Raw genomic sequence first — 18552 nt, forward strand, 5'->3', positions numbered from 1 at the left:
ACTTAACTTACAATTTGGCCTCCATTACGTCTCACGTGACTGGCGAAAAGCTGCAATTATCCCCATTTTGGTGCGATGATTGCCGGCGAAAGGTGGGCATCCACCGGGAAACGTGAGATTTCATCAGCCGTTCGCCTGGGCAGCCCACCGATGGAATTGCGCGAAGAGGCTGCCTTTCCGTTGTTATTATTGAGTTAATAATTCCGGCTCCCCTCATTCGATCCGACCTGCCAGTACAAAGCACCCACATCTTTGGAGTTTTTACATGTTTGCAAAAGATCACACCCTCGCCAACGTCGATCCTGAACTGTTCGCCGTTATTCAAAAAGAAAACACGCGCCAGCACGACCATATCGAACTGATCGCGTCCGAGAACTACACCTCGCCAGCCGTCATGGAAGCGCAAGGCTCTCAGCTGACCAACAAGTATGCCGAAGGCTATCCGGGCAAGCGCTACTACGGCGGCTGCGAATACGTCGACGTGGCCGAGCAGCTGGCCATCGACCGTGTCAAGCAACTGTTCGGCGCCGAAGCGGCCAACGTGCAGCCCAATTCGGGTTCGCAGGCCAACCAGGGCGTGTTCTTCGCGATGCTGAAACCAGGCGACCTGATCATGGGCATGTCGCTGGCCGAAGGCGGGCACCTGACCCACGGCATGCCGCTCAATATGTCCGGCAAATGGTTCGACGTGGTGTCGTATGGCCTGACGGCAGAGGAAGATATCGACTACGAAGCCATGGAGCGCCTTGCCCGTGAACGCAAACCGAAATTGATCATTGCCGGCGCTTCGGCGTTCTCGAAAAAGATCGATTTCGAACGTTTCTCGAAGGTTGCCAAGGAAGTGGGCGCCTACTTCATGGTTGACATGGCCCACTATGCCGGCCTGATCGCCGCCGGCCTGTACCCGAACCCGGTGCCGTTCGCCGACTTCGTTACCTCAACCACGCACAAATCGCTGCGCGGCCCACGCGGCGGCATTATCCTGATGAAGGCCGAGCACGAAAAAGCCATCAACTCGGCCATCTTCCCTGGCATCCAGGGCGGCCCGTTGATGCACGTGATCGCCGGCAAGGCCGTGGCGTTCAAGGAAGCTTTGAGCCCTGAATTCGTCGAATACCAGAAACAGGTCGTGAAAAACGCTGACGCGCTGGCCAAGACCCTGATTTCGCGCGGCTTGCGCATCGTGTCCGGTGGCACCGAATCGCACGTCATGCTGGTCGACCTGCGCGCCAAGAACCTGACGGGCAAGGAAGCCGAAGCCATCCTTGGTTCGGCGCACATCACCTGCAACAAGAACGGCATCCCGAACGACCCGCAAAAACCATTCGTCACCTCGGGCATCCGCCTGGGCAGCCCGGCGATGACGACGCGCGGTTTCAAGGAAGCCGAAGCGGTGCAAGTGGGTAATTTGATCGCCGACGTGCTGGACAATCCGCATGACGCCGCCACCATCGAGCGCGTCAAAGCGGCCGTCAAAGTGCTGGCCGACGCCAACCCGGTTTACGCTGCATAATTATTTGTCCAGTATGTGTCATCCAGAGTAAGATTCTGTTTGACACATTCCTGTCATGCCTGCGGGCGCGCCGAGTGGTTCGGTGCGCCCGCGCTCCATTTGTTGAACTAAAAGGCTGTACTGCTGCCCATGAAATGTCCATTCTGCCATCATGACGAGACTCAGGTTCTCGATACGCGCGATTCCGAGGAAGGCGATGCGATTCGCCGCCGTCGCCGTTGCGGCAAATGCGACAAGCGCTTTACCACCTTTGAACGGATTGAACTGATCATGCCGGCCGTGGTCAAAAAAAATGGCAGCCGCACGGAATTCGCTGCGGATAAGTTGCGCGGCAGCCTGATGCTGGCCTTGCGCAAGCGCCCCGTCGCGGCCGCCTCACTGGACATGGCGATCGCCACCATCGAAGAAAAACTGCTGACCAGCGGCAAGCGCGAAGTCGATTCCGGCTATATCGGCGAACTGGTAATGCAGGAACTCAAGCGCCTCGACAAGATCGCCTATATCCGCTTTGCCTCCGTCTACAAGAATTTCGAAGACCTGGCCGAGTTCCAGGACGCGATCGCCGAAGTGGGCCAGCCGCGCAAGGTTTAAGCACCACAGTCGTTTTCTTCCAGCAAGCGGCCTGATCAATTCATTGGCCGCTTTTTTTCGCTATTCCTGCACAGCTTTGCGCTGTCTCATGCCTGGCCCCGCTGGCACGCCTATCGTTTAGCTGGGCGGGCTGGTCCTGGCCGCTACTCTTTTCTTTCCCTTGAAGCAGGAGGCATGCATGCGCCATCTTGTGTACACCAGCGGCAGCACTCTGGTCGAGGTGCTGGTCGCGCTGTTGCTGCTGGCCGTGGGCTTGCTGGGTGGCAGCGCGATGCAGTTGTCGTCGCTGCGTGCGCGCCATGAATCGGCCCTGCTGTCGACGGCCATGCAACTGGCAGCCAGCATGGCCGAGCGCATGCGCGCCAACAGCACGCAAATGCAGGCGCTTGATGCCGACAATCCCTATCTGGGCCTTGACTATGAAGCGGGGCCACTTGATGAGGCGGCTGGCGCGCCAGCCTGTCTTGGTAACACCACCTGCAGCGCCGCGCAGCTGGCGCAATTCGATATCGCCGAATGGAAGCAGCAATTGCACAAGGACTTGCCCGGCGCCCGGCTGCGCATCTGCCGCGATGCGCTGGCCTGGGATGCCGCCGCGCAGGGCTTGCACTGGAGCTGCAGCGGCGGCAGCGGCGCGCCTATCGTCATCAAGCTGGGCTGGCGCGGCCGGCAAACCCGGGGCCGCGTCGCACAGGAGTCTGCCTTGCCGAAAATCGCCATGCAATTGGCGGCCGGTGCGCCATGAACTGCCACGCGCAACACCAGGCTGGCATGACCCTGGTCGAATTGCTGGTGGCGCTGGGCTTGGGCGCCATGCTGATGCTGGCGTCAAGCACGGTGTTGTTATCAAGCAGCCGCAGCTACCTGGACCAGGTGGAGTCTGCGCGCCTGGCCGACAATGGCCGCTATGCGTTTGACGCCATCGCGCGGGCGCTGCGCCAGACGGCGTGGGTGAACTGGGACGCCAGTGCCGCCCCCTCGACGCATGCGGCGCATGACAGCGCCAATATCGCCGGCCTCGACGCGCACGGCCTGGGCAAGAATACTGACGGCATCAGCGCACCGCTGGCGGGCAGTATCAACGGCAGCGACGTGCTGGCCCTGCGTTTTTACGGCACTGGCGAGGGCGCGGGCGGCGATGGCAGCGTGCTCAATTGCGCCGGCTTTGGCATAGGCAGCGCAAGCAATGAGGCGCAGCGTGGCTGGAGTATTTTTTATGTGGCGCAGGATGACGGCGGCGTCGGCGACGGCGAAGCGGAATTGCGCTGCAAATACCGCAGTGCTGGCGGTAGTGGCTGGGGCGCTGATGCGCTGATCCGTGGCGTCGACAGTTTCCAGGTCTTGTATGGCCTCGATACCGATACGCCGCCCGATGGCGTGGCCAATCAGTATGTGAACGCGACTACCCTCGATGCGCGCGATGCGGCGCTGGTGCTGGTGGGCGCCGACCAAGCCGAGCGCGAGCGCGATTTTCATCGGCGCACGCACTGGAAGCGCGTTGCCAGCGTGCGCGTGGCCCTGCTGCTGCACGGTAGCGGCAATCTGGACGCGCAACCGGGGCCGGCGCAATTCGACCTGTTCGGCCCGGCATATGCGGACGCGCACGGCGCGCAAGACCCTGGCGTGCGCATCGTGCCGGCCAGCTTGCCGCCCACCCGGCGCGGCCGTTTGCGCCATCTGGTGCAAGCGACCATCGTGCTGCGCAATGGACCGGCCTGAAGCAGCCAGGGCGCGTGAGCGCGGCGCGACCCTGGTGTTCGCGCTGTGCCTGCTGGTGGCCATTTTGCTGCTGGGAGCATCGGCCGCGCAGATGGCCTTGCACGGAGAAAAATCGGCGCGTGGCGAGCGCGACCGGCATATCGCTTTCCAGGCGGCAGAGGAGGCCTTGATGGATGCGCAACACGATATCGAAGGCTTGCCCGGGCAAGCTGGCCGCAGCACGCTGTTTGCAGCGGACAGCGCGGCCGGCTTTGCCTCTGCCTGCAAAGGGGAGCCAGGCTTGTGCCTGCCGGCCGCCAGCGGCACGCCGCCCGTGTGGCTCAGCACCGACCTGGGCGTGATGGACTCCGGCACGGTGGCCTATGGCCAGTTTACGGGTGCGGCGATGCAGACGGGACAAGGCTTCCTGCCCTTTAAAAAGCCGCGTTACATGATCGAATTGCTGCCGTTTCACCCGCCCGGCGAAGAGGCTGGCGCGTCCGCTGGTGCAGCGGTCGGCCTGCCATCGGGCGCTGGTTATCTGTACCGCGTTACCGCCATCGGCTTCGGCGCGCAGGAAGATACGCAGGTGGTGCTGCAAACCTTTTACCGGAAACAGGCGCCGGGAGAAGCGCCATGATCGCGCGCTGGCTCACTGGCGTGCTGATCTCGATGGTGGCTGGTGCTTGTGCATTTGCCGCCACGCCGCTGGTCGATCTGTCGCGTGCGGATACGGGGTTGCATGGCGCGCGCGTGCCGCCCAACCTGCTGCTCGATCTCTCCTTGTCCCACGCTGCAGCCGGCGCCGCCTACCAGGGCGATTACGATCCCGGCTACAGTTATGCCGGCTACTTCGATGCGCGCATGTGCTACGGCTATCCTTATCGTAACCGCGATGGCAACAGCGATGGCGTTACTGTGCCGGACTGGCGCCTGTCCACCGCCTATTTTTCCGTCAGCAAGGTGGCCGATGCGCGGCATGCCTGTGGCGGCGACAGTTTCAGCGGCAATTTTTTGAACTGGGCCGGCGCCAGCCTGCTCGATATCGTGCGCTATGCCTTGACGGGTGGCGACCGCGTGATCGATGAAGTGCGCAAGACAGTGCTGCAACGGGCGTATTTGCCCGACGGCCGTTCTGGCGTCGATTTTTATGCCCATCCGGACTGGTTTCCACGCAAGGTCTTGCGTGCAGGCGTGCGCGAGGCCACGCCGTTTTCGGTCGGGCAACTGGCGATCATCTCCTGCCGCAACCGGCTGCTGTTCGGCGATGGTGCCCAGCCACTTGAGGGCAATTGCGATGCGCCGGGCAAGGCCGCTGCGCTCGGCGTTTTCCTGGCCAGGGTGCAGGTGTGCGATCGGCCCGAGGGCTTGTCTCGCCCCGACCTGTGCATGGCCTACGGTAAAAACTACAAACCGGTGGGCGCGCTGCAGCGCCAGGGCGGCCGTGTGCGGGTCGGCGTTTTTGGTCATGCAAGCGGGCCGGCGGCCTATGGTGGCGTGCTGCAGGCGCCATTGGGCCATGCCGGCGCCCGGCGTTGGGCCGCGCCTGACTTCCTGCCGCAAGACAATCCCGATGCCGAATGGAATCCGCTGACGGGCGTGTATGCAGGCAAGCAGGCAGTGATTGCCCATATCAATACGCTGGGGCGCAGTGACGAGGCACATCTCGGTGACTACGCGGCGGGGGCGCCGCAAGCCGAATTGCTGTACGAATCGCTGCGCTATCTGCAAGGGCGCCAGGCCAGCGCAGCGGTTGCGGCCATGGCCACGTCGTGGACTGATCCGCTGCAGGCCAGTTGCCAGCGGCAAGTGGTGATCACGTTGGGCGATGCCGGTGCCTCCCAGGACCGCTATGTGCCCGGCCATGTTCCAGCGACCAACTCCGCCGGGCGTGCGCGTGGCGTCGATGCTTACACGACGCCGGCACTGGACGTGATGGCCTGGACGCGGGCCGTCGGTGTGCTGGAAAGCGATGGCGCCGGCGGCAATCCACAGCCGCTGCCGGCCCTGGCGGCGCTCGATCGCCAGGATCATGGCGAACACGGCGGCAGCTTTTATGCGGCCGGCCTGGCCTACTGGTCGCATCGCCATGCGCTGCGCCCGGGTGGCTTGCCAGTTGACCATTATGCGGGCGAGCTGCTGGCAACGGCGGCCAGGCCTGACGACGCCAAGTATCCTTCGCCGCTGCTGCTGGCGGCCAAGTATGGCGGTTTTGTCGATGAAAATGGTGATGGCAATCCGTTTCGCGCCATGGCGGGCGACTATCGTGCCGAATGGAGCGTGGATGGCCGCTGGCCCAGCCATTATTTTCCCGGCGGCGATCCGACGGCATTGATTGCGCTGTTGCGCGCCGCCTTCGTCGAGGCCGACCGCGCCACGGTTGCCGCCACCATTGCCGGACCTTCGCTGATGGCGCTGGCCAACGGCGCGGAACAGGCTTACTGGTTCCAGTCGCAGATCAATCTGGCCGATGGCGCCATGCGCGTTTCACGCGACGCTTTCCGCTTGGGCGCTGACGGCGCCGTGGTGGCCGGCAAGCCTGTGTGGCAGATTGTTGGCGCGGCGCCGGGTCCATCCGTCCATACGCTCGATGCACAGGGCGGCTTGACGCCGCTTGCCTGGGACCGTCTCAGCGCCGAGCAGCGCCGCGCGTTTGATCCGCATGGCGACGGCCAGGGACCAGCACGGCTCGATTATCTGCTCGGTGACCGCACGCACGAGGCGGGCCGGCCCGGCGGCTTTTTGCGCCGCCGCGCAGGTGGCCTGGCTGTGGCGCCGCACGGCAATCTGGTCCATGTCGGCACGCCAGCGCTGGGCTTGCCGGGTCTTGACTATTTGCAGCACCGCCAGCGTGGCCAGCAGCGGCGCAAGATGCTGTACCTGGGCACCGGTGACGGCCTGCTGCGTGGCGTGGATGCCAACAGCGGCAGCGAATTGTTTGCTTATTTGCCGCAAGCCTTGCTGGCCAGGGCAGTGCGGGCCAGCGACACCGATGACGATGCCGGATCCGTGCTCGATGGCGCCGCGGCCAGCGCGGAAGTGCTGGTGGCGGGTCGCTGGAAAACCGTGCTGGCGTCAAGCATGGGGGCGGGCGCGCAAGGCTTGTTTGCGCTTGACGTTAGCGACCCGGAGCGCTTCGCGCAAGATGGGGCGCTATGGGAGTTTGGCGACCGCGACGACGCCATGATCGGCAACTTGCGCGCGCCGCCAGGCTTTGCGCGGCTGAACATGGGCGCCAAGCTGGGCAAGCCCGTGTATCGCGACATGGTAGTGGTGCCCAGCGGCTATAACAACACGCAGGATGATGGCAAGGGTATGTCCGTCGCCAGTCCTGCTGCGGCCATCTTCCTGCTGGCGCTGGACAAACCGGCCGGTGCGCCGTGGCTGCTGGGCAGCAATTACCACCGGCTGAAAGTACCCGTGCGCGATGACGAAGGTGCAGCAGGAGCTACTGCACTGGCGCCGCCGGCCCTGGTGATGGGCAATGATGGCGCGCTCAGCTATCTGTATGCCGGCGACCTGCAAGGCAATATCTGGCGCATCGACATGGCCACCGGGCCGCCATGGAAAGACGAAACCGGGCGCAAGCTGGTATTTGTCGCCCGCGATGCGCAGGGCCGGCGCCAGCCCGTGACGCAGCAAGTAAAAGTGGCGTATGCGCCAGGCGGCGGCTATTTGCTGCTGTTTGGCACCGGCAAGCTGGTGGAAGCCAAGGATACCTGGCCAGCGGCCATGCTGGCGCAATCGTTCTACGCCGTGCATGACGACCTGAACGCACAAACGCCGACGCGCAGCCGCGATGATCTTGCCGTGCGCAAGGTGGGCGTGGTGGCGGATGCAGGCAGCCTTGCCATCGATGGCGAGCCATTGCATTACGCGGGCGGCGACGCCAGGCATGGCTGGTACCTGGATTTTATTGGCACCGACAAAACCGGCGAGCGCAGCGTGTACGGCGCCGTACTGGCCGCTGGCCGGGTGGCGTTCAATACCGTGCTGCCGGGCCGCGACCCTTGTAGCCGGCCGGCAACGCGCCTGTATGTGCTTGATGTGCTGAGCGGTTTTGCGGCAGACGCCGTCGGCACGGTGCAGGCGGGCGAGGAAACGGGACGGCTGCAGGACGGCCTGGCGCGTGCGCCGCCGCAATTGCTGGAAGTGGCGAGCCAGGTCGGCGTGGCGACCGCCACGGGACGCGCCGAAGCGCGCAAGCAGTTTGCCGCGGTGCAGCCCGGCATGCCCGGCGCGGCCGCCGTCAAGGTAGCCAGCGGGCCGCTGCCGGCCAGGCGCCTGGGCTGGCGCGAAGTGGCGAACTGGCGCGAGTTGCACGAGGCGGTGAAAAAATAGCAGTGTCAAGAAAAGGAAAGTTTGGCCATGCCTGTGAACATATCGATACACCGCGGTTTCAGCCTGATCGAACTGATGGTGGTGCTGGTCATTATCGCCTCGGCGCTGGCACTGGCCTTGCCGCTCTACCATGGCCATATCGTGCGCGCCAGGCGGGTGCAAGGGCAGGCCACCTTGTTGAAGCTGATGCAGCAGCAGGAGCGGTATTACTCGCAAAATAACCGCTACCTGGCGTTCTCGGCGGCGTCGCAAGATGCGCAGGGCAAGCAGTTCCAATGGTGGTCCGGCGAAGAAGCGGAGAAGGGCGCCGTGCGCAGCGCATATGAGATCGACGCTGCTGCGTGCCCGGAAGCGACGCTGGCGCAATGCGTGCTGCTGCGCGCCAGGCCCGGTACGGCCCGGGTCGACCAGCACTACACGGACGCCGACTGCGGTACCCTGACCCTGAGCAGCACTGGCGAGCGCGGCAGCAGTGGCCCTGCCGCGCGGTGCTGGCCCTGAGGGATCGTGCCATGGCCGCCCGACGCCTGCGTGAACAGCATGGACATCGCCATGGTCATGGTCTTGGTCACACGCTGCTCGAATTGCTGGCCGTGCTGGCGATCACCATCGTGCTGGCGGCCGCCGCCTTGCCCAGCCTGCAAGACATGCTGGCGCGCCAGCGCTTGCGGGCGGCCGCGAACGACTTGTTTTCGGCAATCGAACTGACGCGTGCGCTGGCGATGGCGCGCGGTCGGCGCGTGCTGCTGATGCCGGCCGGCAGCGGCGGGCTCGACTGGCGCCAGGGCTGGCTGGTGTTTGTCGATCGCAATGGCAACCTGGCCTACGACGCTGGTGATGAACTGCTGCTCCGCCAGGGGCCACTGGCGGATGGCATCGAGGTGCGCTCCGGTTTTACCTCGGGAGCGGCGCCCTTGTACATCGCCTACAATGGCGCGGGGCGCAGTTGCAGCGCCAGCAATGCCCAGGCGGCGCGCTGGGGTACGCTGTCCTTGATTTTGGGAAATCAGGCACGACATATTAAAATCAATATGCTGGGCCGCGTACGCGTCTGCGATCCGCAACGCGACACGCTCAATTGCAGCGGCGCTGGCGAAGGCTGACGCTTGCCGCCCCCGATGATCCGCCAACCATGATCGAATTGTAGAAGCCTGTGGAAATACTCAATGATGTAGACGGCATGCGCCTGGCACTGGCATGGGCAGGCAAGGGGCTGTATACCACCTCGCCGAATCCCCGCATCGGCTGCGTGATTGTCGCCGGCGGCCAGGTGATCGGCGCGGGCGTGACCCAGGCGGCCGGGCAGAACCATGCAGAAGTGCAGGCGCTGCTGGACGCGGTCGCGCGCGGCAATGACGTGCGCGGCGCCACCGCCTATGTCACCCTTGAACCATGCAATCACCATGGCCGCACGCCGCCGTGTTCCGATGCGCTGGTGCGCGCCGGACTGGGCCGCGTGGTGGCAGCCATGACCGACCCGAACCCGCTGGTGGCAGGCCAGGGCCTGGCCAGGCTGGCGGCTGCCGGCATCGAGGTTGCCACTGGCCTCATGGCCGACGAAGCGCGTGAAATGAATATCGGCTTTTTTTCGCGCATGGAGCGCGGCAGGCCGTGGGTACGCATGAAGTCAGCTGCCAGCCTGGACGGCATGACGGCCTTGCACGATGGCCGCAGCCAGTGGATCACCGGGCAGGCGGCGCGCGACGACGGCCACGCCTGGCGCGCGCGCGCCTGCGCCATCCTGACCGGCATCGGCACGGTCAAGACGGACGACCCGCAGCTGAATGTGCGCGCGGTCGACACGCCGCGCCAGCCGCGCCGCATCGTGGTCGACAGCCGGCTCGAGATCAGCCTGGACGCACGCATCTTGCAAGGCGGCGGCACCTGGATCGTGGCTGCCGTGGCTAACCCTGAAAAAGAAGCGCAACTGCGTGCGCTGGGCGCCGAAGTGATCCTGCTGCCCAATAGCGAAGGCAAGGTCGACCTGCCGGCGCTGTTGCTGGAACTGGGCCGGCGCCAGATCAATGAACTGCATGTCGAGGCCGGCTCCAGGCTGAACGGCTCGCTGATACGCGAGGGCTGCGTCGATGAATTGCTGCTGTACCTGGCGCCTTCCCTGATCGGCGATGCGCAAGGCATGTTCGGCTTGCCGCCCCTCCTGGACCTCGATCATCAGTATCGCTTGCGCTTCCACGAGATTCAAAAAGTGGGCGACGATCTGCGTATCCTCGCCCGTTTCAACACCCTCATTCAAACTCACTGACAGGTCCATCATGTTTACAGGAATTGTTGCCGCCATCGGCAAAATCGACACCGTGCAGCCACTCGAAGGCGGCCTCGACGCAGGCGTACGCCTGTCCATCAACGCCGGCGGCCTGCCGCTGTCCGACGTGGCGCTGGGTGACTCGATCGCCATCAACGGCGCCTGCATGACGGTGGTGGAAAAGTCGGATACCAGCTTTGTCGTCGACGTTTCGCGCGAAAGCCTCAATTGCACCGTGGGCCTGGATACCACCACCGAAGTGAACCTGGAAAAAGCGCTGACCCTGGCCGAGCGCCTCGGCGGCCACCTGGTATCGGGCCATGTCGACGGCCTGGGCGTGGTGCGCAAGTTCGAAGCGGTGGGCGAATCGTGGGAACTGGTGATCGAAGCCCGGCAGGACCTGGCGAAATACCTGGCCTTCAAGGGTTCCGTGGTGGTCAACGGCGTGTCGCTGACAGTGAACCGGGTGGAAGACGTGGGCGCCGGCGCTCTTGATGGCTGCCGTTTCTCGATCAATCTGATTCCGCATACCATCGCCATGACCACCTTGAAACACCTGACGGTGGGCGCGAAAGTGAACCTGGAAATTGATCTGATCGCGCGCTATGTCGAGCGCATGCTGTCGCTCGACAAAGCGGTCGCCAAGGTTGCCACCTGAGTCTGCCATGAGAGAGCCGCCAGCGGCTCTCAACCGTGTGATCGTTTTTCGCCAAGCGGGCATAATGGGGCTTTGAGCGCTTTGCGCTGTGAAGGAATGCCATGGATCCCGTCTCGTCCGCGACGCTGGCCAATGTGGTGCCAGCCTCTACCCGCGTCGGCAGCGCCGCTGCGGTCACACCGGCCTCGGCCGCCATCCTGGCCAATACGGCGCTCGTCAATCCCCTTGTTTCGTCAACCCTGGTCGATATCTCGCCGCTCGGGCAATATTTGTCCGGCGTGGCCTTGTCGCGCCGGCAGTTGCTTGCTCTGCAAGGAATAGACGACGAGGCGGCGAGTGCGGCCAAGCCGGCCGTGGTGGCTGACGACGCGCTGGTGGCGCTGGCCCAGCAGTTAAGCGACTCGTTTGCCCAACTGCGCGCCAGCGGCGTCGATGCCGGGCAATTGGCCATGACGGCCGGCTCGCAGGACGATCTGGCGCAGCGCTTTGCCTTGCTGAGCGGCCAGGTCACGCCGGGCGCGTCCGAAGCGCTGGCACAAAATACGGATGCCTTGACGCAAGCCGACCTGGCGCGCATCGGCATCGACCTGCAAACCAATCGCCCGGTCGACGTCGCTGCCCTGCAGGCGGCTTTTGACAGCGACCGCGTTGGCACCTTGAGTGTCCTGCAGCAGGGAAGCGACGTGCTGGCCGAAGTGGGGGCCGCCCTGACGTTGCAGCAAGGCGTGCCGGCTGCCGCGCAAACGGTGGAAGACCTGAACGCAGCGCCATCACCGCAAACCGCGGCCCAGCAAGTGCAGCAAGCCCGGCAAAGCGTGGCGCAAACGCCCCTGGCGTTCCCCTTGCAAGATGAGGTGGCAGGCCAGGATCGGCTTGCCATCACGCCGCAAGTCGTGCCGGCCGATAGTAACAGCACCGACTTTAGCGCCGCCACCGTGGCGCCAGCCGCGCAGCCTGAGGTGGCGGTGCAGCCTGAGCAGACCGGGCAGGCGCAGGCACTGGCCCAACAGCAAATACTCGCCCAACGCCAGCTGGAAGTTCAGCGGCAGCTGGAAACGGAAGACCTGACCCAGGGCTTGCAGGAGCTGCGCCAGCAACAGCAGGTGCAGCAAAATGCCACCTTGCAAGCGACCCAGGCCAGCCAGGCCCAGCTGGACCAGGCCGGCATCTTGCAGGCAGCCCAGCAATTACAGCAGACCCGGCAGACTCAGCTGACTCAACCAGCAGAACTCAGCGACCCGGCGGTGCAGGCCAGCGGGCTTGACGGCGAGCCGGATCGCTTGCAAACCGAGCGCCTCGTGCGAGAAGACCTGGAAACGCAGCGGCTGGCCCAGGAAAATACCCTGCGCCAGCAGGATGCGGCGCGGGTGGAAGACGAGCGCGTGCGCGAGGCGCAGACCGAGCAAACCCGGCAGGCGCAATTACAGCAGCAGGTGCAACAGGCGGCCGACGATGCGGCCAGGGCGCAACTGGCCGCCAGCGAAGCGCAGCGCTTGGCCCAGGCGGCAACCGAGCGCGCGCAAACCGTGGCGCGCGAAGCGCAGGTGCAGCTGGACGCAGGTTTGGTGAGCACCGCCCAGGCCCAGCAGGCGCAGCAAAATGCGCTAGCCCAGCAGCAGGCCGCGCAGAACGCGGCCCAGGCCGTGCAACAGCCTTCCTCGCAAGACCCGGCGGTGGCGGCGGCGATTGCCGCCTATAACCTCAACAACGCCGCCCTGAATCCCGGTCTGTTGGGGCGACCCGTGAGCGCCGCCGAATCGCAGCGGCCGCTGGTGGCGCCCGTAGCGCAGGCTGCGCCCGTGACGACTATCAAAAATCTCAAGCCGGGCGTGTAGCGTCCCGCATGGTCCACGGCGGCCGTCGCCAGGATGTGGTGTGCCAGCCGGGTGTCGAATGCCATGTGGCGCCGTGTTGCGCAGGCGCAGATGGCCGCCGCCTGTTCTTATTTCAGGTCTGAAGCACGTAAATCCTTTAAAATAGCAGGCTACAAGAAAATTCCCGGAAACTCGCGGAATGTTCGCTCTCGATGTTTCAGCTACCAAGAGGATGAAGATGTCTATTTCCAGCACCGAAGAGATCGTCGCTGAATTGCGCGCCGGCCGCATGGTGATACTGGTCGATGAAGAAGACCGGGAAAATGAAGGCGATCTGGTGCTTGCCGCCGATTTCGTGACGCCTGAAGCAATCAATTTCATGATTACCCACGCGCGTGGCCTGGTGTGTTTGACCTTGACCGAAGAGCGTTGCGACGAGCTGAACCTGTCGATGATGACCTCGCGCAATGGTACCGCCTATGGCACCAATTTCACGGTATCGATCGAAGCGGCCGAAGGCGTGACCACCGGTATTTCCGCTGCCGACCGCGCCAGGACCATCCAGGTAGCCGTCAACAAGGGCACGCAGCCAACAGATATCGTCCAGCCTGGCCATATCTTCCCGCTGAAAGCGCAAAAGGGCGGCGTACTGATGCGCGCAGGCCATACCGAAGCCGGCTGCGACCTGACGGCCATGGCTGGCCTGACGCCCGCTTCGGTGATTTGCGAAATCATGAAAGATGACGGCACCATGGCGCGCCTGCCCGATTTGATGGTGTTTGCAGAACAGCATGGCCTGAAGATCGGCACGATTGCCGACTTGATCCATTACCGCAGCCAGACCGAGTCGCTGGTCGAGCGCGTTGCCGAGCGTACCTTGCGCACCGCCCACGGCGAGTTCCGCATGATCGCGTACCGCGACAAGCCCAGCGCTTCGGCCCACCTGGCGCTGGTGCATGGCGACCTGGCCGCCGGCCTGGAAACGCTGGTGCGCGTGCATCAGCCGGTGTCCTTGCTGGACGTGCTGGAAAGCGAAGCGACCACCCACTCGTGGACCGTGGCTGCCTCGATGGCTGCCATCAAGCAGTCCGAGCGTGGGGTAATGGTGTTGCTGAATTGTGGCGAAACGTCGAACGAGCTGTTTGCCCAGTTCGCCGCGCTCGACACGCCGCAAGCCAAGCCTAAAGGCCGCGCCGCCAGCATGGACCTGCGTAGCTACGGCATTGGCGCGCAAATCCTGCGCGATCTGGGCGTAAGCAAGATGCAACTGCTGGCCAGCCCGCGCAAGATGCCGTCGATGGTCGGTTTCAACCTGGAAGTGACTGGCTTTCAGTGCCCTCCCGGCCAAAGCAACACCTGATTGAACTGATTGAAGCATCCGTCGGCCTGGCGCAATTGCGCCGCCGCCGACCAACTGATAAAGAGGCACAAGATGACCGTAGGAACGTATGAAACCAATTTTGCCGGCGAAGGTTTGCGCGTCGGTATTGTCCAGGCACGATTCAATGAAATCGTCGGTGGTGGCTTGCTGTCGGCATGCCTGGAAGAGTTGAGCAAGCTGGGCGTGGCCGATGAAGATATCCTGCACGTGACCGTGCCGGGCGCCCTGGAAATTCCACTGATACTGCAAAAGATGGCCGAAACCGAGCAATTTGACGCCCTGATCGCACTGGGCGCCGTGATTCGCGGTGAAACCTATCATTTCGAGCTGGTATCGAATGAATCGGGCGCAGGCATCACGCGCATCGGCCTCGATTACGGCATCCCGATCGCCAACGCTGTGTTGACGACCGAAAACGACGAGCAGGCCGAAGTGCGCATGCTGGTCAAGGGTGCGGAAGCGGCACGCGTGGCAGTGGAAATGGCCAATCTGGCGCAAGCGCTGGAAGAGTTGCAAGACACAGACGAAGACTGACATCGTGCTTGCGCCGCAGTGCGTTCATTCAGTGCTCTGCGGTATTCGTCGCTATTTGCAGTAAGAAGTATTTAGAACAGGTAACAATCATGACTGAGAAAAATTTGCTCGCCAATCCCAGCAAAAACCGCACGCCACGTCACCGCGCGCGCGAGTTTGCCTTGCAGGGGCTGTACCAGTGGCTGCTGAACAATGAAGATGCGACCACCGTCGTGAACAATATTCGCGCCGCGCATGGCTTCGACAAGGCGGACGGCGATCATTTCACGGTGCTGCTGTACGGCGCCATCAAGGATTCGCAAGCGCTGCGCGAGAGCATGGCGCCGCTGATCGACCGCAATATCACCGAACTGTCGCCGATCGAACACGGCATCCTGCTGATTGGCGCCTTCGAGCTGAAGAACAACGTGGAGATTCCTTACCGCGTCGTGATCAACGAAGCGGTCGAACTGGCCAAATCGTTTGGCGGTATCGACGGCCACAAGTATGTCAACGGCGTGCTGGACAAACTGGCAGCGAAGTTCCGCGAGGAAGAAGTCGCCAGCAAGCGCAAGTAATACGCTCTCTCTCTATATATATATAGTGTGTGTGCCCGGTGTGAAAGCGCAGGGCAGTAAAAAGCCACCGGTACTTGCGTACGGTGGCTTTTTTGATGCCGGGTGCGGCGGGTGCTCGCAAGCACTCGGCACTCAAAGGCCGGCGATCTCGTTGTGGGATTCGACTTTCATGGTCAGGCTGCCCGTCTCGACGGCTGGCGCGGGCACTCGTGCCTTGGCCGGCGATGGCGTATTGGAGGCCATCACGGCATCGCTGGTCGGCACGCGCTGGCCGGCCGACACTTGCTTCAGGCGGCGGTATTCGGCCAGCACGCGCGAGCCATAGCCCGAATCGGTGGCAAAGTTGGCGGCGCCGACATAGGTTTTCAGGCCTGCTTCGACCGAGCCACCACGCGTCACATAATCTTTCAGGATCAGCGAGCCAACGCGGATATTGGCGACCGGATTGAGGGCAGCTTGCACGCCACCCATTTCCTGGAAGCGCTCGTGGTGCACTTTCGACATGACCTGCATCAGGCCCTGCGCGCCGACCGGGCTTTCCGCGAACGGATTCAGGCCAGATTCGATCGCCATCACGGCCAGGATCAAGAGGGGGTCAAGCTTGATTTCACGCGCCGTCAGATAGGCAGTCGACACCAGCATATTGGTGGCGTCATTGGCCACGCGATAGCGCTTGGACAGCCAGGTGGTGACCCATTGCTGCTGCTTTTGCGTGCCGAGCAGTGCTTTTTCTTCGCGGGTCAGCTGCGTGTCTGCGGCTGCGGCGCTCTGCACGGGGGCAGGTGCGGTCATCAGTGCCGACAGGGCCGGCGCTTCGACTGCTTGCGCTTCCGTCATTGGCAGCGGGAACAGGCTGTGCGTCAGTTGCTTGCCCAGGTCAGGGCGGAACATCAGCAAGGCGATCAGTGCCAGGGCGGAAATGCCGAACACGGTCAGTGTGTGTTGCGCCGTGGTCAGAACACCACGTGCCGAAATTGCCGTTGCGCGCGCGCGCAAACGCGCCAACGCTGGCTGGCCAGCCACGGTTGAAACAGGCAAAGCTGCTTCAGTGCTACGATGAGTCATAGAGTTTCCCCGAAATGTCGCGTCAACAGACAGCCCTTCCGCGAACTCGCGGTCGTGGGTACTGCCAATGCCGTGCATCAGAAATATCATCGTCTGTCGCCGCGTGTGTATGCGCGCGAGAGACGCCGTCATTGCTTGCTTGAGCTGATCGGTCCCTGTGGTATTGGATCAGTTGCAATACAACTTTTACCGGGGGTAAGGCAGACGCCTTTTGAAAACACTCCTTAAAATGTCATGTGGAGCCCCGACTCCGTGAATGAATGAGAGACGCTAAAATCAAGCTCTGGGCCGGCGTCCTCGTTCAAGTTGGGCGAATTGTAAGAGCCGTTTTATATCAAGTCAATACTAACGAATTCATTCTTTATTACTTTTATGTCTTACTTTTTGTCTTGCATTGTGCCAAAAGCCAATAAAATCAATTACTTGGCATAGTTCCTTCAGCAACGGCGTCCGACGTCAAAAAAATTTAAAAATACATGAAATATTCAGATTTACGAGATTTTATTTCTCAGTTGCAACAAATGGGCGAACTTAAGACCATTTCGACGCCTGTTTCCCCCTATTTGGAGATGACGGAGGTCTGCGACCGCACTTTGCGCGCGGGCGGACCGGCCTTGCTGTTCAATCATCCGACCAACCATAACATGCCGGTGCTGGCCAATCTGTTCGGTACTCCACGCAGGGTCGCACTTGGCATGGGCGCCGACGATGTCAGCGAATTGCGCAAGATCGGCCATGTGCTGGCGCGCCTGAAGGAACCGGAGCCGCCCAAGGGTTTCAAGGATTTGCTGGGCCTCGGTTCCCTGGTGAAATCGGTGTGGGACATGTCGCCGAAAGAACTGCGTGGCGCCAAGTGCCAGGAAATCGTATGGGAAGGCAATGACGTCGACCTGGCGCGCCTGCCGATACAGCACTGCTGGCCCGGCGATGCCGCGCCTTTGATTACCTGGGGCCTGGTGATTACCAAAGGCCCCAACAAGAAGCGCCAGAACCTCGGCATCTACCGCCAGCAGGTGCTGGGCCGCAACAAGGTCATCATGCGCTGGCTGGCGCACCGCGGCGGCGCGCTGGACTTCCGCGAACACGCGCTGCAAACCAAGGGCAAGCCGTATCCGATCGCCGTCGCGCTCGGCGCCGACCCCGCTACCATATTGGGGGCGGTGACGCCGGTGCCCGACAGCCTGTCCGAATACCAGTTCGCAGGTTTGCTGCGTGGCAGCCGTACCGAGCTGGTCAAAGCCATCGGCAGCGAACTGCGCGTGCCGGCCTCGGCCGAGATTGTGCTGGAAGGCCATATCTATCCCGACGCAAACCATCCGAGCGGCTACGAGCATGCGCTGGAAGGTCCGTATGGCGACCATACCGGCTACTATAATGAGCAGGACAGTTTTCCGGTGTTTACCATCGACCGCATCACCATGCGGCGCGACCCGATCTACCATTCGACCTATACCGGCAAGCCGCCCGACGAGCCGGCCGTGCTGGGCCTGGCATTGAACGAAGTGTTTGTGCCGCTGCTGCAAAAGCAGTTCAGCGAAATCACCGATTTCTATCTGCCGCCGGAAGGCTGCAGCTACCGCATGGCCGTGGTGCAGATCAAGAAACAGTACGCCGGCCACGCCAAGCGCGTGATGTTCGGCGTGTGGAGCTTCCTGCGCCAGTTTATGTATACCAAGTTCATCGTGGTGGTCGATGAGGACGTCAATATCCGTGACTGGAAAGAAGTGATCTGGGCCATTACCACCCGCGTCGACCCGATCCGCGACACTACCCTGGTCGACAATACGCCGATCGACTACCTCGATTTCGCGTCGCCGGTCAGCGGTCTGGGCAGCAAGATGGGCATCGACGCCACCAACAAGTGGCCAGGCGAGACCACGCGCGAGTGGGGCACGGTGATTGCCATGACGCCGGAGGTCAAGGCGAAGGTTGACAGTATCTGGCAGGAACTGGGACTGTAGAACGGCTCGGGTCAGACCTCCTCGCCCGTTAGCAATGACCTTTGCGTTAGCGGCATTGAGGGTCTGACCCTAATGCCGTTAAGTTAGTGTTCGCCTGAGACGTCGCTCTGGATAGCGTTGTGGTTTTGCCTTTGCGACCCGATCAAATTTTCGATCGGGTCGATAGACATTGAGCT

Annotated in this window: 16 protein-coding genes and 1 riboswitch; of the genes, 15 read left to right on the plus strand and 1 reads right to left on the minus strand. The window is 62.7% G+C overall.

Translation table 11 applies throughout. The annotated features are described in order from the left end of the window. The first annotated feature begins 25 nt into the window (after nucleotides 1–25). Nucleotides 26–148: riboswitch (ZMP/ZTP riboswitch) on the plus strand. A 117-nt stretch (nucleotides 149–265) separates the two neighbouring features. The 14 genes from glyA to nusB all read left to right on the plus strand — a co-directional run bounded on the left by glyA (nucleotide 266) and on the right by nusB (nucleotide 15350). Continuing rightward, complete coding sequence (gene glyA, locus ACQ4WM_RS23665; RefSeq protein WP_436549104.1) at nucleotides 266–1513, plus strand: serine hydroxymethyltransferase; 1248 nt, start codon at nucleotides 266–268, stop codon at nucleotides 1511–1513. A 129-nt stretch (nucleotides 1514–1642) separates the two neighbouring features. Further along, nucleotides 1643–2104: a transcriptional regulator NrdR gene (gene nrdR / locus ACQ4WM_RS23670; protein ID WP_436549105.1), complete on the plus strand. Its 462-nt coding sequence runs from the start codon at nucleotides 1643–1645 to the stop codon at nucleotides 2102–2104. Between the two features lie 178 nt (nucleotides 2105–2282). Beyond that, the gene (gene pilV, locus ACQ4WM_RS23675) at nucleotides 2283–2849 is read left to right on the plus strand and encodes a type IV pilus modification protein PilV (RefSeq protein WP_436549106.1); all 567 of its coding nucleotides are present in this window, start codon (nucleotides 2283–2285) and stop codon (nucleotides 2847–2849) included. Further along, complete coding sequence (locus ACQ4WM_RS23680) at nucleotides 2846–3823, plus strand: PilW family protein (protein WP_436549107.1); 978 nt, start codon at nucleotides 2846–2848, stop codon at nucleotides 3821–3823. Before pilV ends, ACQ4WM_RS23680 begins: the two co-directional genes overlap by 4 nt. Next, nucleotides 3810–4442, plus strand: a complete 633-nt coding sequence (locus ACQ4WM_RS23685) for a pilus assembly PilX family protein (RefSeq protein WP_436549108.1) — start codon at nucleotides 3810–3812, stop codon at nucleotides 4440–4442. Before ACQ4WM_RS23680 ends, ACQ4WM_RS23685 begins: the two co-directional genes overlap by 14 nt. Beyond that, nucleotides 4439–8143 (plus strand): pilus assembly protein, encoded by a 3705-nt coding sequence (locus ACQ4WM_RS23690; protein WP_436549109.1) that lies wholly within the window; start codon nucleotides 4439–4441, stop codon nucleotides 8141–8143. Before ACQ4WM_RS23685 ends, ACQ4WM_RS23690 begins: the two co-directional genes overlap by 4 nt. A gap of 27 nt (nucleotides 8144–8170) precedes the next feature. Further along, nucleotides 8171–8644: a type IV pilin protein gene (locus tag ACQ4WM_RS23695; RefSeq protein ID WP_436549110.1), complete on the plus strand. Its 474-nt coding sequence runs from the start codon at nucleotides 8171–8173 to the stop codon at nucleotides 8642–8644. Between the two features lie 11 nt (nucleotides 8645–8655). Then, entirely contained in the window at nucleotides 8656–9246 is a 591-nt protein-coding gene (locus ACQ4WM_RS23700) for a GspH/FimT family pseudopilin (RefSeq protein ID WP_436549111.1), read from the plus strand. Between the two features lie 77 nt (nucleotides 9247–9323). Further along, the gene (ribD, locus tag ACQ4WM_RS23705; protein WP_436549118.1) at nucleotides 9324–10406 is read left to right on the plus strand and encodes a bifunctional diaminohydroxyphosphoribosylaminopyrimidine deaminase/5-amino-6-(5-phosphoribosylamino)uracil reductase RibD; all 1083 of its coding nucleotides are present in this window, start codon (nucleotides 9324–9326) and stop codon (nucleotides 10404–10406) included. 10 nt (nucleotides 10407–10416) lie between these two features. Further along, nucleotides 10417–11064 carry a riboflavin synthase gene (locus tag ACQ4WM_RS23710; protein WP_436549112.1) on the plus strand — a complete coding sequence of 216 codons (648 nt, stop codon included), beginning with the start codon at nucleotides 10417–10419 and terminating at the stop codon, nucleotides 11062–11064. 101 nt (nucleotides 11065–11165) lie between these two features. Beyond that, nucleotides 11166–12899: a hypothetical protein gene (locus ACQ4WM_RS23715; RefSeq protein ID WP_436549113.1), complete on the plus strand. Its 1734-nt coding sequence runs from the start codon at nucleotides 11166–11168 to the stop codon at nucleotides 12897–12899. 217 nt (nucleotides 12900–13116) lie between these two features. Further along, nucleotides 13117–14238 carry a bifunctional 3,4-dihydroxy-2-butanone-4-phosphate synthase/GTP cyclohydrolase II gene (ribBA, locus tag ACQ4WM_RS23720; RefSeq protein WP_436549114.1) on the plus strand — a complete coding sequence of 374 codons (1122 nt, stop codon included), beginning with the start codon at nucleotides 13117–13119 and terminating at the stop codon, nucleotides 14236–14238. A 72-nt stretch (nucleotides 14239–14310) separates the two neighbouring features. Further along, nucleotides 14311–14793 (plus strand): 6,7-dimethyl-8-ribityllumazine synthase, encoded by a 483-nt coding sequence (gene ribH / locus ACQ4WM_RS23725; RefSeq protein WP_094445951.1) that lies wholly within the window; start codon nucleotides 14311–14313, stop codon nucleotides 14791–14793. 89 nt (nucleotides 14794–14882) lie between these two features. Further along, nucleotides 14883–15350 carry a transcription antitermination factor NusB gene (gene nusB, locus ACQ4WM_RS23730; RefSeq protein WP_436549115.1) on the plus strand — a complete coding sequence of 156 codons (468 nt, stop codon included), beginning with the start codon at nucleotides 14883–14885 and terminating at the stop codon, nucleotides 15348–15350. A 132-nt stretch (nucleotides 15351–15482) separates the two neighbouring features. On the opposite strand, the gene ACQ4WM_RS23735 is transcribed toward nusB, so the two are convergent. Beyond that, nucleotides 15483–16415 carry a transglycosylase SLT domain-containing protein gene (locus ACQ4WM_RS23735; RefSeq protein WP_436549116.1) on the minus strand — a complete coding sequence of 311 codons (933 nt, stop codon included), beginning with the start codon at nucleotides 16413–16415 and terminating at the stop codon, nucleotides 15483–15485. Between the two features lie 476 nt (nucleotides 16416–16891). Here ACQ4WM_RS23735 and ubiD point away from each other — a divergent pair, with 476 nt between their 5' ends. Continuing rightward, nucleotides 16892–18376, plus strand: a complete 1485-nt coding sequence (gene ubiD, locus ACQ4WM_RS23740) for a 4-hydroxy-3-polyprenylbenzoate decarboxylase (protein ID WP_436549117.1) — start codon at nucleotides 16892–16894, stop codon at nucleotides 18374–18376. Nucleotides 18377–18552: the final 176 nt, after the last annotated feature.

The sequence above is a fragment of the Janthinobacterium longum genome, assembly GCF_051380735.1.
In the GTDB taxonomy this organism is placed as follows: domain Bacteria; phylum Pseudomonadota; class Gammaproteobacteria; order Burkholderiales; family Burkholderiaceae_D; genus Janthinobacterium.